Genomic DNA, 13,944 nt, shown 5'->3' on the forward strand with positions numbered 1-13,944 from the left:
TTTAGCTACCCCGGCTGAAGTCGCGACCATTTTGGTCGATTGCCTGCGGGGGCAGCTAAAAAAGCCCCGTCCCAAATTAGCTACTTATGGTAAAGCGATTTAGCAAGAAACTGGCGTTTGACCAGCAAGTTTCTTGCAGTGGTATCTTCATAAGGTAACCACCTTTATCTACCGTTTACCGCAAGTTTTAGCACGTTTACCAAACCGCGCATCCTCTGCTCAAGCCTGTCCAAAACCCGCCGTATAGTTCCCTCACGGTCCGCATCCGGCGGGTCGATTCGTTACCACGGTCGTGTGCGAGAGCACATGGAAGGGGAAGTATCGTGAGCGATTGCAAGAGGGTTTACCGTTTTGGTACCGACGCCCAGGGCACTTGCGTGACTGAGGGCGACAAGTCCATGAACTTCGTGCTTGGCGGCAAGGGCGCAAACCTTGCCGAGATGAGCCGTATCGGCCTGCCGGTTCCCGGCGGCTTTACCATTACCTGCCAGACCTGTGTCGAGTACTCCGGTGCCGGCAACGTGTGGCCTGATGGCGCACTCGATGAAATCGTTGCCGCCGAGGCAGACCTCGAGGCCCGCTGTGGCAAGAAGCTCGGCGACGCCTCCGATCCGCTGCTCGTGTCGGTTCGTTCGGGCGCTCCGTTCTCCATGCCCGGTATGATGGACACGGTCCTCAACTTGGGCCTCAATGACGATTCTGTCCAGGGCCTCATCGCGCAGACGCAGAACCCGCGTTTTGCCTGGGATAGCTATCGCCGCTTTATCCAGATGTTTTCCAATGTCGTCATGGGCGTTGACGCCGACCTGTTCGAGAACGCCCTGACCCAGGCCCGTCTGGTCGCCGGCGTTCGCGTCGATTCCGAGCTTTCGGCCGAGGACCTGCAGGAACTCGTCGAGACCTTTAAGGGCATCTTCTCCGAGAACGTCGATGCCTCCCTGTATCCCGAGCTCGAGGTCGCCGATGGCAAGCCCGTTTTCCCGCACGATCCGGAGCTTCAGCTACGCCTTGCAATCCAGGCCGTCTTTGGCAGCTGGATGAACGAGCGTGCCTGCATCTACCGCAAGCAGCATGGCATTTCCGACGACCTCGGCACCGCCGTCAACGTGCAGGCCATGGCCTTTGGCAACAAGGGCGAGACCTCTGCGACGGGCGTCGCCTTTACGCGTAATCCGGCCGACGGCACCAAGGAGTTCTACGGTGACTTTTTGGTTAATGCCCAGGGCGAGGACGTCGTCGCCGGTATCCGCAACACCGAGCCCATCGCCGACCTCAAGACCACCCCGGGCCTCGAGTCCGCAGGTGAGGAGCTCGAGCGCGTGTTCCTGACGCTCGAGGATCATTACCGCGATATGTGCGATATCGAGTTCACCATTGAGCAGGGCAAGCTCTGGATGCTCCAGACCCGCGTGGGCAAGCGCACCGCCACCGCCGCCCTGCGCATCGCCATCGAAATGGTCGAGGAAGGCCTGATCACCCGCGAGGAGGCCGTGAGCCGCATCGATCCCGCACAGCTCGACCAGCTCCTGCACCCGCAGCTCGACGCCTCCAAGAAGTATGAGGCTCTGGCCAGCGGTCTTAATGCCAGCCCTGGTGCCGCCGTGGGCGAGGTCGTGTTCTCGAGTGACGACGCCGTCGCACGTTCCGCCGAGGGTCACAAGGTCATTCTGGTTCGTTGGGAGACCAACCCCGACGACCTGAAGGGCATGGTCGCCGCCGAAGGTATCCTTACCAGCCACGGTGGCAAGACGAGCCATGCCGCCGTTATCGCCCGCGGTATGGGCACGCCTTGCGTCTGCGGCGTCGAACGCTTCCACATCGACGCCGCCGAGAAGGTCGTGCGCATCGAGGGCAGCGACCGCGTGCTGCACGAAGGCGACGTTATCTCCATCGACGGTACCCAGGGTATCGTCGTCGACGGTCCCGTCGACCTGGTCTCCGCCGAGCTCACCGGCGACCTGGACACCATCCTGTCCTGGGCCGACGAAATCCGTTTGGACGAGACCAGCGGCCATGCCAACCATGTGCGTGTCAACGCCGACAATCCCGAGGATGCCATGCTCGCCCTCGAGTTTGGCGCCGAGGCTATTGGCCTGTGCCGCACCGAGCACATGTTCCTGGGCGATCGCAAGAACATCATCCAGAGCTTTATCCTGTCTGACGATGAGGCCGTGAAGCAGCAGGCCCTGGCCGACCTGCTCAAGGTTCAGACCGAGGACTTCCTGGCGATGTTCAAGACCATGTCCGGTCGCGATGTGGTCGTCCGCCTGCTCGATCCGCCGCTTCATGAGTTCCTGGATAATCCTCGCGAGCTCGAGGTCGCCATCACCAAGAAGGAGGCCGCTGGCGCCAACGAGGAAGAGCTTGCCGCCCTGCGCACCCGTCTGCGTCGTATCGACGGCATGGTCGAGTCCAACCCGATGCTCGGCCTGCGCGGTGTGCGCCTGTCCGTCGTCTTTAGCGATCTGCCGCTCATGCAGGTTCGCGCCGTCGCCACGGCTGCTGCCCGTCTTGTCAAGGAAGGCGTCGATCCGCGCCCCGAGATCATGGTTCCGCTCGTTTCCATTACGGCCGAGCATGTCCAGACCCGCGAGATCATCGAGCGGGTAATCGCCGAGGTTTCCGCCGAAGAAGGCGTCGAGCTCAATATTCCCGTGGGCACGATGCTCGAGCTGCCGCGTGCCTGCATGGTCGCCGACGAGATTGCCCATCACGCAGACTTCTTCTGCTTTGGCACCAACGACCTCACCCAGACCACCTTCGGTTTCTCGCGTGACGACGCCGAGGCTAAGTTCATCCCGCTGTACATGCATAAGAAGATCTTGAAGGACAATCCCTTCGAGACCATCGATACCGCGGTGCTCGAGCTGGTGCGCATGGCTGTCGAGAAGGGCCGCGCCACCAACCCCGAAATGCACTTTGGTGTGTGCGGCGAGCACGGAGGCGACCCCAAGTCCATCAAGGGCCTGTTTAACGTGGCCGACGTGGACTACGTGTCCTGCTCGCCCTACCGCGTGCCCCTCGCACGCCTGGCTGCCGCTCAAGCCAAGCTCGAGGCCAAGCGTTCCGCCTAACGTTTTGGGTTAGACGCCTAGCGTAGCCCCCTTCATGCCGCCCGTCTCATTTGTGAGACGGGCGGTTATCATGTGCGGGTTTTGTCTTTTTGTCTGCGTAAAAAATTGTTCTTGCAGCAGAAACCCGCGCGTGTATACTCGAATACGTTTGTTCAACTACGTGCCGGCCAAGGTGGTACGGCACCTCTAGAAGAGTAAGGAATTGCACATGGATTACATCCGCGCAATCGAGCGTCAGCAGATCCGCGAGGACATTCCTCAGGTTCGCGTCGCCGACAACGTCAAGGTTCACTACCGCATTAAGGAAGGCGACCGCGAGCGCATCCAGGTCTTCCAGGGCGACGTCATCCGCATGGCCGGCGCCGGTGCCCGCGAGACCTTCACCGTCCGCAAGATGTCCTTCGGTGTCGGTGTTGAGCGTACCTTCCCGCTTCATAGCCCCAAGATCGCCAAGCTCGAGGTCGTTCGTCATGGTCGCGTCCGTCGCGCCAAGCTGTACTACCTCCGCGACAAGGTGGGCAAGGCTGCTCGCATCCCCGAGAAGCGCTAAGAAGATCGCAGCGTCTGTCCACTCGTTTGGACGTAAGGGTCACCTTCGGGTGGCCCTTCTTTTTATCTGATTTGCATGCAAGGAGGGCCTGGTATGGCCAATATGACGAGCTCGGTTTCGGCATCGCAAGTTGCCGGCGAGCTGGCGAGCGCTACGTTTGAGGAGATTCCCGCCCTCGTGGAGCATTATCGCGAGGATCCGCGCCAGCAGGTGATCAAGGCTTGCGAGCGTGCCCTTAAGCGCCATGCCAAGGAACTTGCCGAGCGCGAGCGCGTCGACGGCATGTACGAGCTGATGCACGAGCTCGGTGGGGATGGCGTGGTCGTGGGCGTCGACGAGGTGGGTCGCGGCTCTGTGGCCGGTCCTTTGACGGTGTGCGCCGTGTGCCTTCCTATGGAGCCGCGCGTCTGGGGCATCAACGATTCCAAAAAGCTCACGCCGGCGCGCCGCGAGCTGCTCTCGGTGAAGATTGCCGAGGTCGCGACTGCTATCGGCTTTTGCCATATCGCGCCTGCGGATATCGATGATATGGGTATGGCCCGGGCCATCCGCGCTGCCGTCGCGGGCGCCGTGGCCGATACGGGGCTCGAGCCCGATTGCGTGCTTATGGATGGCAACCCCTTGGGCGCCGTTCCTAACGAGCGCGATGTGGTGAAGGGCGATGCCAAGATCGCCTGCATCGCCGCGGCGTCCATCATGGCCAAGGTCACGCGTGACGAGATGATGGTCGAGTACGACGCCGAGTACCCCGAGTACCATCTGGCCGAATCGAAGGGCTATGCGAGCCCCGAGCATATCGAGGCCATTCGCAAACATGGACTTTGTCCGCTGCACCGCGTGAGCTTTTGCGGAAACTTTCTGCAGACTGAGCGCCTTTTCTAGGCCAATTGTGGAGACAGGGACCCCTGGGGTTTTATAAACCTGCTGGTAGCGGGCCGCGTGCAACGTGATTGTTGCGTACGGCCCGTTTTTTGTCGGCATTTGGTCAGCTTTTGGTTTGCTTCCGGTACTTACCCGCATGAAAGGTGCCCTCATCATCGGGGCACTACAGCGTGCGGGAAAGGAGACCCCATGAGTGCCGCAAGCAAAAAAAGCAAGACGCAGCAGCTCAAGGAGCGTTGGGAAAACGGCGAGCTCGACTGCGGGGCGATGACGCCCGAGTTTATCAAGGGGCTCAGTCCCCGCGAGCTGGGCATGCTGGGCGAGCTGATCACCATCGACTACTTTAACGAGCGCGGCTACACCTTGCTGGAGCAGGGTTATCGTTGCACCGAGGGCGAGGCCGACCTGGTGCTGCTCGATGAGCTCGACGATGTCGTGGTGATGGCCGAGGTCAAGACCAGACGCGTTGCGTTGGATTGCAGCACGCGGGTCTTTCCCGAGGAGGCCGTGGACGCCCAAAAGCAACGTCGCTACCGCCGCATCGCAAGTTGCTATCTCATGGAGCATTATCCGCTCAAGGCGATTCGCTTCGATGCCGTGGGCGTTACCATTCGCGGCGGGCATATCGCCGAGATCGAGCACCAGTACAACGCGTTCGATTGGCAGGTGTCGTGATGGCGTTCGAGACGTTTGCCGTTCACGCGGCCTGCATCCGCGGCGTCGAGGCGATTCCCGTCACGGTCGAGGTCTCGCTTGCCGGCGGCGTTCCGGGCATCCAGATGCTCGGCATACCGAGTATGGAGGTGATGGAGTCGCGCGGTCGTATTCGCTGCGCGATGCGCTCCGCCGGGTTCGAGATCCCGCGCTCGGGCATTACGGTCAATCTGGCGCCCGGCGATATCCGCAAGACCGGTAGCGGCTTTGATCTGCCCATCGCCATCGCGGTATTGGCGGCCGATGGGCAGATTCCCCGCGACAACCTCGATCGTTGTCTTATCGCTGGTGAGCTTGGCTTGGACGGTACGGTGCTTCCTGTCAAGGGCGAGGTGGCGTTTCAGCTATTGGCTCGTGACATGGGTCTGTCTTTTATCGCCGGCAGGTCCGATCAGCATGTGCCGCTTGCGGGCGTGGATTGCGGCTTTATCGACCATCTGTCTCAACTTGCTCGCGGCATGGGCGATGCCGCGCGGCACTACTTGGATTCTGAGGGCGTCGAGGCGACCTTTGAGCCAGATCTCGACTATGCCGACGTACTGGGGCAGGAAGTCGCTAAACGCGGCATGGCGCTTGCGGCGGCAGGAGAACTCGGCTTGCTCATGATTGGGTCCCCGGGATCGGGCAAGACGATGCTTGCGCGCCGTATGACCGGCATCCTGCCTGAGCTTTCCGTTGAGGATCAACAGGAGGCGCTGTGCATCCATTCGGTTTTGGGTGAGAACATTGATGGCTTGTTGGCGGGACACCGGCCCTTCCGCAGTCCCCATCACAGTATTTCAACGGCGGGCCTCATTGGCGGAGGACGCCCGGTGCACCCAGGTGAGATTAGCCTTGCTCATGGCGGCGTGCTCTTTTTGGACGAGCTTGCCGAGTTTCCCACGGGCGTACTGCAGACGCTGCGTCAGCCTATCGAGCGCGGCTACGTGAGGATCGTACGCGTCGATGGGGCTTTTACCTTCCCGTCGCGCTTTCAGCTGCTGGCTGCGAGCAATCCCTGCCCCTGCGGCTTTTTGGGCGATCGCGAGGTACCGTGTCGCTGCTCGGCGGCGATGGTCGAGCGCTATCGGTCTAAACTGCGCGGTCCTTTGGCCGACCGTATCGACATGATGATCGATGTGACCCGTCCCGACCCTCAAGTGATTATCGAGGGCGCAGAGGGTATGTCGTCGGCCGAGTTACGTGACTACGTTGTGCGCGGTCGCGCTTTTCGCGCTTGGCGCGAATCCCGTATGGACGATGCAGATGCCGAGGCCGAGGATGACGAGACGCGGTCCATTGACGGCGTCGTTTCGACCTTTGAGCTTGATGATGCTGCCGAGAAATGCGTACTCGGCCTATCCAAACGCACGCATCTCACAGGGCGTGGCATCGTGCGCCTGGTTCGCATTGCGCGTACGATCGCAGATGTCGCCGAGAGCGAGCAAGTGACGCAGGACCACGTGCTCGAGGCGGCGATGTACCAGGGAAGGAGGGACCAATGATGGCCGAGGGGACCTTCGAGCTGCATCCAGGTGATGCGTTGTATCCCGAGACCGTTTTGGAGCTTTCTGATGTACCCCAGACGCTTTATGTGCGCGGCAACCCCGAGGTGCTTTCGACGCCCGCGCTCTCCATCATCGGCGCGCGCAAGGCCTCGCCGTATGGTCTTGCCGTGGCAGAGCTTGCGGCGAAGGTGGCGGTTGAGGCGGGAGTGACGGTAGTTTCGGGCGGTGCGGTCGGTTGTGACCAGGCCTCGGGTTGGGCTGCGGTCAACGTCGGCGGCAAACACGTTGTGGTGCTGGGGACGGGCGCCGACGTGGTCTACCCGCGTTCGAGCGCGGGGCTGATTACGCGCACGCTTGATACGGGTGGCGCGGTCGTGTCGATCTCTCCGTGGGGCATGGGTCCGCGCAAGTTCGCCTTTCCGCGCCGCAATCGCGTGATCGCGGCCCTGTCGCAAGCCCTCTTTGTATCCGAGGCGGGTATGCCTTCTGGGACGTTTTCTACAGCCGAGGCTGCTATGGATTTGGGGCGCGAACTTCTTGCCGTGCCGGGGTCGATCCTATCGCCCGAGTCGCGTGGCACGAATTACCTCATTGCGAACGGTGCCTGCTGCATCGTCGACGAGGAATCTATCGAGATGGCTATCTCACGCATCTACGGAACCCTGCGCTACTCGCGCCCCGATGCTCCCGGCATTGCCGACCTGGATCCAACGCAGCAGACCGTGATGCATGCGCTCATCGCCTCTCCGCTCAAGGTCGACGACATCGCGGCGCTCGTCTCGCTCGATGCTGTCGGCGTACTCAAACTCTTGGGTTCGCTTGAACTCGAGGGTCTTATCGAGCGCATGATGGATGGAAGGTATGCGCCCTCCAAGTTTGCCCTTCACGCCCAGACACCCTTCGGTCACAATGGAAAACGTGTCAATTAGAAAGGTGTTTGCAGATGCAGTTCGATCAGGTGACAGTTATCGGTGGCGGTCTGGCGGGTTCGGAGTGCGCGATCCAGCTGGCAGATCGCGGTTTTGCCGTAAAGCTGTGCGAGATGCGCCCCCAGGTGAGCTCCCCGGCCCACCATACCGATCACCTGGCAGAGCTCGTCTGCTCCAATTCGTTTAAGTCGACCCGTCCGGATTCCGCGGCTGGTTTGCTGAAAGCCGAGCTTGAGCGCATGGGTTCAGTCCTGCTCGATTGCGCCCATCGCGCGGCTGTTCCCGCCGGTGGCGCCTTGGCGGTCGACCGCGTCAAGTTTTCCGAGCTTGTCGAGGCCGAGGTTGCCGCCCGTCCCAATATCGAGGTCGTGCACGGCGAGGTCACGCAGATTCCCGAGGGTCACGTGGTCATTGCCGCGGGCCCGCTGTGTTCACCGGCGCTGAGCGAAGAGGTTATGAAGCTCGTCGGTGGCGATGCCCTTGCGTTCTTCGATGCCGCGGCGCCGATCGTCGATGCCTCCACGCTCGATATGGACGTGCTGTTCTCGCAGTCGCGCTACGAGGAGCAGGGGAGCGGCGACTATCTCAACGCTCCCCTCAATAAGGAGGAGTACGAGGCCTTTATCGAGGCGCTCACCACGGCCGACCGCGTGGTGCTCAAGGATTTTGAGGGCGGCGATCTATTCCAGGCCTGTCAGCCTGCCGAGGAGGTTGCACGCACCGGCAAGGACGCCATTCGCTTTGGCGCTATGAAGCCCGTCGGCCTCACCGACCCGCGTACCGGACGTCGCCCCTGGGCGGCGATTCAGCTGCGTGCCGAGAACAAGGAGAAGACCGCCTATAACCTGGTGGGCTTCCAGACCAACCTGACCTTTAGCGAGCAGAAGCGCGTCTTCCATATGGTGCCGGGCCTGGAGAACGCTGAGTTCTTCCGCTACGGTGTCATGCACCGCAATACCTTTGTCGACGCCCCGCACGTGCTCGATGGCACCTTTGCCGTGCCCGGTACCGGCGTGCGCCTGGCCGGTCAGATCACCGGCACCGAGGGGTACATGGAAGCCGTGGCGACAGGTCTGCTCGCGGCGCTCAACACCTATGCCGAGGCTATCGGTGCCGCGGGCGTCGAGTTGCCCCGCGTGGGCGCCCTGGGTGCGCTCGTGGGCTATGCGACCGATCCTGCCACCGTGGGCTATCAGCCCATGCATGTCAACTTTGGCCTGGTGCCGCCACTCGAGGATGGTAAGCGCCGCAGCAAGCGCGACCGCTACCAGGCCTATGCGGACCGTGCGCTCGAGGCCCTTGACGCCTATCTGGCTACTCGCCCCGATCTGTTTGGAGGCGACCGGTCATAGCCTTTGACCTGTACGACACCGTCGACTCGTTTATCGCCTATATCGCACGCGTCGAGGGTCTTTCTCCCAACACGGTGACGGCCTATGGCTCGAGGCTGGAGCGCTTCGCTGCCTGGTGCGAGCGCGAGGATATCGATGCTTTCGCTGCCGACGTGCGCACCATTCGTCGCTATCTTGTCGAGCTTTCGCGTGAGCAGGTGGCTCCCCGAACGCTTGCGGCGCACCTGTCGGCTATTCGATCTCTCTATCGCTGGATGGCTGCCGAGGGGATTGTCGAGGGCGATGCGGTCTCGGCGATCGCGTCGCCCAAGCTGCCGCGTGACCTGCCGGGCGTCCTTACGACCCAGCAGGTCGAGGCGCTGCTCAAGACGCCTGATACCTCAACACCCGCGGGACTGCGCGATGCGGCGATGCTCGAGTTGCTCTATGCCTCGGGTGCCCGCATCTCAGAGCTTGCGGCGCTCAATGTGGAATCCGTCTCATGGTCCGAGCGCACGCTGCGCCTGTGGGGCAAGGGAAGCAAGGAGCGCATCGTTCCTCTGTATCGTCGTGCGCTCGATGTGACGCGTCTCTATATTGAAGAGGGGAGGCCGGAGTTGCTCGCTCGGGCAAAGCGCCGCGACCTCGCTACCGGGCCGCATCCGCTGCTTATATCGGCGCGCGGCAATCGCATGAGCGCCGCGATGCTCCGGCGGCGGTTCCATACGCTGGCGACGCTCGCCGGCATTCCGGCTGACATCGCCCCGCATGCGATGCGCCATACCTTTGCGACCGACTTGCTCGAGGGCGGTGCGGACCTGCGCTCGGTTCAAGAGCTGCTAGGTCATGCGAGCCTGTCCACGACGCAGATCTACACGCATCTCACACCCGATCGGCTTAAGCGGGCTGTGGCTCAAGCCCATCCCCGCGGCGAATAGTGGCTGGGGCGTCCCGCGCCGCACTCAGGTGTGTGGTTTTGATTGCGGGTTGGCAGGAAGAGGCATTCCTGCTATCATTCATCGGGTTGCTTCGCGGCAACATGTTTTTATCACGCACGCGCGGCTACTTCATACCGTGGTGCCCGGGCTTTGGTAGCACATGTCCGGGTTGGTTTTGGAGGATGACCCCGCGCGGAGGCAAACCACAGGAGGTTTAACATGGCTACCAAGATTAATATCCGCACCCTGCTCGAGGCCGGCTGCCACTTCGGTCACCAGACCCGTCGCTGGAACCCCAAGATGAAGCCGTTCATCTTCGGTGAGCGCAACGGCATCTACATCCTCGACCTCAAGCAGACCATCCTCGACGCCGACCAGGCCTACACCTTCGTCAAGAACGTCGCCAAGGGTGGCAACGTGCTGTTCGTCGGCACCAAGAAGCAGGCTCAGGAGGCCGTCAAGAACGCTGCTGAGCGCGCCAACATGCCTTACATCAACCAGCGTTGGCTCGGCGGTATGCTGACCAACTTCGTCACCATCCGCTCCCGCATCAACCGCATGGAGGAGCTCGAGGCCATGGTCGAGGACGGCCGCATGGCTGTTCTGCCCAAGAAGGAGCAGGCTGTTCTCGGCAAGGAGCTCACTAAGCTCCAGACCAACCTCGGTGGCGCCCGCGACATGAAGGGTCTGCCCCAGGCTCTCTTCGTCATCGACACCAAGCGCGAGGAGAACGCCATCAAGGAGGCCCAGCGCCTGAACATCCCCGTCGTCGCCCTGATCGACACCAACTCCGATCCCGACGAGGTCGAGTACGGCATCCCCTGCAACGATGACGCTATCTCCGCTGTCACCCTTATGTGCGAGCTCATGGCTGACGCCTGCCTCGCTGGCTCCGGCAAGGAGCAGGTCTCCGAGGCCGAGATGGCCGCTGAGCCCAAGGCCGAGTAAATCAGTCTTAGTTAATTCTTTTTCATCTCTTTGAAAGGAACCACAATGGCCCAGATTACCGCCGCTATGGTCAAGCAGCTCCGCGAGATGACCGACTCCCCGATGATGGAGTGCAAGAAGGCTCTCGTCGAGGCTGACGGCGACATGGACGCCGCTGTCGACGTTCTGCGTAAGAACGGCCTTGCCAAGGCTGCCAAGAAGGCTGGCCGTGAGACCAACGAGGGCGCTGTCGCCGCGTTCGTCTCCGAGGATGGCAAGACCGGCGCTCTGCTCGAGCTCTCCTGCGAGACCGACTTCGTTGGCTCCAACGCCAAGTTCACTGGCTTTGCTTCCAAGGTCGCTGAGGTTGTCGCTACCACCGAGCCTGCTGACGTCGACGCTCTGCTCGAGAAGCCGATGGGCGAGGAGACCGTTTCCTCCGAGCTCACCGAGATGATTCACATCATGGGTGAGAACATGAAGATCTCCCGCTTCGCTGCCCGCAAGGCCGAGAACGGCGCGCTCGCTTCTTACATCCACATGGGTGGTAAGATCGGCGTCCTCGTCGAGTTCGCCTTCGAGAAGGCCGAGACCGCTCAGGCTGAGTCCTTCAAGACCTTCGCTCACGACGTTGCCCTTCAGGTTGCCGCCGTCGCCCCGATCTGCGCTACCCGCGATCAGGTTCCGGCCGAGACCGTCGAGCACGAGAAGCAGATCTACATGGCCCAGGCTGCCGAGTCCGGCAAGCCCGAGGCTATCCAGGAGAAGATGGCTGTCGGCCGTCTGGAGAAGTTCTACAAGCAGTCCGTGCTCACCGAGCAGGAGTTCATCAAGGACAGCTCCCTCACCATCAAGAAGTACGCTGAGCAGGTCTCCAAGGAGCTCGGCGACACCATTACCGTCGTTGCCTTTGACCGTCTGGTCCGTGGCGAGTAAATAAGCTCTTGTAGCTGGTAATGAGCAGGCTGTGGGTTTTACTCACAGCCTGCTTTTTCATGGCTCTTATCAGAGCCTTTGATATCATATTGAGAGTCTAATTAAAGGAGGATCGCTTTGTCCGACATCCGATATAAACGCGTGCTTCTTAAGCTTTCCGGCGAAGCACTGATGGGCGACGGCCAATATGGCATCGACCCCAAGGTTACCGACCATCTTGCCAAGCAGGTCAAGGAGCTGCTCGCCGTTGGTCATGAGGTCGGCGTCGTTGTCGGCGGCGGCAATATTTTCCGCGGCATGGCCGGCGCTGCCGGTGGCATGGAGCGTGCTCAGGCCGACTACATGGGCATGCTGGCAACCGTTATGAACGCGCTCGCCCTGCAGGATGCCTTCGAGCATAACGATGTTCCCTGCCGCGTGATGAGCGCTATCCAGATGAACGAGATCTGCGAGCCCTATATTCGCCGTCGCGCCATCAACCACCTTTCCAAGGGCAACGTCGTTATTTTTGCCGCCGGTTCGGGCAATCCGTACTTTACGACCGACACCGCCGCGGCTCTTCGTGCGTGCGAGATCGGCGCCGAGATTCTGATTAAAGCCACCAAGGTTGACGGCATCTACGACAAGGATCCCGTCAAGTGCGCCGATGCCGTCCGTTTTGACAAGATTACCTATCACGAGGTTCTCGTCCGCGGCCTGCAGGTTATGGATTCCACGGCTACGGCTCTGTGCCAGGATAACCGTATGCCGATTTTGGTCCTCAACATCGATGGCGAGGACACCGTCAAGCGCGCGCTTTCGGGTGAGCCCGTCGGCACGCTCGTCTATCAGGAGGATTAAGCATGGCAGAGAACATCACCGCCCATATGGACAAGTCGCTCGAGTCCCTCAAGCATAACTTCTCCAAGGTTCGTACCGGCCGCGCCAATGCCAACATTCTTTCCGACATCACCGTCGATTATTACGGTGTTCCCACGCCGGTCACGCAGGTTGCCGCCGTCAAGACCCCCGAGGCCCACATGCTGCTCATCGAGCCGTGGGACAAGGCACTCATCAATGCTATCGTCAAGGCCATCGGCGCTTCCGATCTGGGTATTACCCCCAACTCCGATGGCACCGTCGTTCGTCTGCCGTTCCCGGCTCCCACCGAGGAGCGCCGTCGCGAGCTCGTCAAGGAGTGCCGCGAGTACGCCGAGCAGGCCAAGGTGTCTATCCGTAACATCCGTCGCGACTTCAACAACAAGCTCGAGCGCGATGAGGAGCTCACCGAGGACGATGTCCGTCGCGAGCAGGCCAAGGTCCAGAAGCACACCGATGAGTATGTCGCCAAGGTCGAGGAGCTTCTGAAGGAAAAAGAAGCCGAGGTCATGGAGATCTAAGGTGCAATACGACGAGCATAAACTGGTCGAGTACTTTGCCGACGCCCCTGCGGGCGTCGGTTTTTCCGACCTTGACCTCAATAACATTCCGCACCATATCTCGTGCATCATGGACGGCAACGGTCGTTGGGCCACGTCGCGCGGTCTTGCACGCACCGAGGGCCACAAGGCGGGTATTGTCTCCCTTCGCGAGATTATTACTGCCTGCGTGCGCTTGGGCGTCGACGTGCTTTCGGCCTATGCGTTTTCTACCGAAAACTGGAACCGCCCGCAGCATGAGGTCAACGTCTTGATGCATCTGTTTGCCAAGACGTTTATCGACGAGTTGCCGCTTCTGAAGCGCGAAAACATGCGTGTTGTCTTTTTGGGTGACATTTCAGCGTTGCCCAAGAAGACGCGCGACGTTTTTGAACGCGGTCTTGCCGAGTGCGCCGATCACACTGGCATGACGCTGGCGCTTGCCGTCAACTACGGCGCGCGTGCCGAGATTACCCGCGCTGTCCGTCAGATCGCATTCGACGCTGCCGCCGGCAAGATCGATCCTGCCGCAATTGATGACGACATGGTGGCTTCCCACCTCTATACCGCCGGCCTTCCCGATCCTGAGCTTGTGATTCGCACTTCTGGTGAGCTGCGCCTTTCGAACTATCTGCTGTGGCAGGTGGCTTATTCTGAGTTCTACGTCACCGATACCTATTGGCCCGACTTTGATCGTTGGGGCCTTGTCGACGCCATTTTGGCCTATCAGGGCCGTGACCGTAGGTTTGGTGGACTGAGCAAGACCGAGGAGGCTTAAT

The 13,944-nt window shown here is 61.0% G+C and carries 13 protein-coding genes; all 13 read left to right on the top strand.

Going from position 1 to position 13,944, the window contains the following annotated elements:
* Positions 1–323: 323 nt before the first annotated feature.
* The 13 genes from ppdK (at position 324) to uppS (ending at position 13,943) form a co-directional block, all read left to right on the top strand.
* On the top strand, positions 324–3,074 hold the full coding sequence (ppdK, locus tag AB5Z54_RS03200) for a pyruvate, phosphate dikinase (RefSeq protein WP_368160176.1): 2,751 nt from the start codon (positions 324–326) through the stop codon (positions 3,072–3,074).
* 208 nt (positions 3,075–3,282) lie between these two features.
* The gene (gene rplS / locus AB5Z54_RS03205; protein WP_006236098.1) at positions 3,283–3,624 is read left to right on the top strand and encodes a 50S ribosomal protein L19; all 342 of its coding nucleotides are present in this window, start codon (positions 3,283–3,285) and stop codon (positions 3,622–3,624) included.
* A 93-nt stretch (positions 3,625–3,717) separates the two neighbouring features.
* Entirely contained in the window at positions 3,718–4,506 is a 789-nt protein-coding gene (rnhB, locus tag AB5Z54_RS03210; protein ID WP_368160178.1) for a ribonuclease HII, read from the top strand.
* 189 nt (positions 4,507–4,695) lie between these two features.
* Positions 4,696–5,181, top strand: a complete 486-nt coding sequence (locus AB5Z54_RS03215) for a YraN family protein (protein WP_035138570.1) — start codon at positions 4,696–4,698, stop codon at positions 5,179–5,181.
* The gene (locus tag AB5Z54_RS03220) at positions 5,181–6,704 is read left to right on the top strand and encodes a YifB family Mg chelatase-like AAA ATPase (RefSeq protein ID WP_368160181.1); all 1,524 of its coding nucleotides are present in this window, start codon (positions 5,181–5,183) and stop codon (positions 6,702–6,704) included. The genes AB5Z54_RS03215 and AB5Z54_RS03220 overlap by 1 nt, the downstream gene beginning before the upstream one ends.
* Positions 6,701–7,636 (top strand): DNA-processing protein DprA, encoded by a 936-nt coding sequence (locus tag AB5Z54_RS03225; protein WP_368160184.1) that lies wholly within the window; start codon positions 6,701–6,703, stop codon positions 7,634–7,636. Before AB5Z54_RS03220 ends, AB5Z54_RS03225 begins: the two co-directional genes overlap by 4 nt.
* 14 nt (positions 7,637–7,650) lie before the next feature.
* A complete protein-coding gene (trmFO, locus tag AB5Z54_RS03230) occupies positions 7,651–8,988 on the top strand; it encodes a methylenetetrahydrofolate--tRNA-(uracil(54)-C(5))-methyltransferase (FADH(2)-oxidizing) TrmFO (protein ID WP_368160187.1) in 1,338 nt (445 codons plus the stop codon).
* An 8-nt stretch (positions 8,989–8,996) separates the two neighbouring features.
* Positions 8,997–9,905 (top strand): tyrosine recombinase, encoded by a 909-nt coding sequence (locus AB5Z54_RS03235; protein ID WP_368160257.1) that lies wholly within the window; start codon positions 8,997–8,999, stop codon positions 9,903–9,905.
* 219 nt (positions 9,906–10,124) lie between these two features.
* Complete coding sequence (rpsB, locus tag AB5Z54_RS03240) at positions 10,125–10,853, top strand: 30S ribosomal protein S2 (protein ID WP_006236109.1); 729 nt, start codon at positions 10,125–10,127, stop codon at positions 10,851–10,853.
* Between the two features lie 45 nt (positions 10,854–10,898).
* Entirely contained in the window at positions 10,899–11,768 is an 870-nt protein-coding gene (gene tsf, locus AB5Z54_RS03245) for a translation elongation factor Ts (protein WP_022094736.1), read from the top strand.
* A gap of 117 nt (positions 11,769–11,885) precedes the next feature.
* Positions 11,886–12,608, top strand: a complete 723-nt coding sequence (gene pyrH / locus AB5Z54_RS03250; RefSeq protein WP_035138557.1) for a UMP kinase — start codon at positions 11,886–11,888, stop codon at positions 12,606–12,608.
* Between the two features lie 2 nt (positions 12,609–12,610).
* The gene (frr, locus tag AB5Z54_RS03255) at positions 12,611–13,147 is read left to right on the top strand and encodes a ribosome recycling factor (RefSeq protein WP_006236112.1); all 537 of its coding nucleotides are present in this window, start codon (positions 12,611–12,613) and stop codon (positions 13,145–13,147) included.
* A gap of 1 nt (position 13,148) precedes the next feature.
* Positions 13,149–13,943: an undecaprenyl pyrophosphate synthase gene (uppS, locus tag AB5Z54_RS03260; RefSeq protein ID WP_368160189.1), complete on the top strand. Its 795-nt coding sequence runs from the start codon at positions 13,149–13,151 to the stop codon at positions 13,941–13,943.
* Position 13,944: the final 1 nt, after the last annotated feature.

This window comes from Collinsella aerofaciens (assembly GCF_040910185.1).
GTDB classification, from domain to species: Bacteria; Actinomycetota; Coriobacteriia; order Coriobacteriales; family Coriobacteriaceae; genus Collinsella; species Collinsella aerofaciens_BF.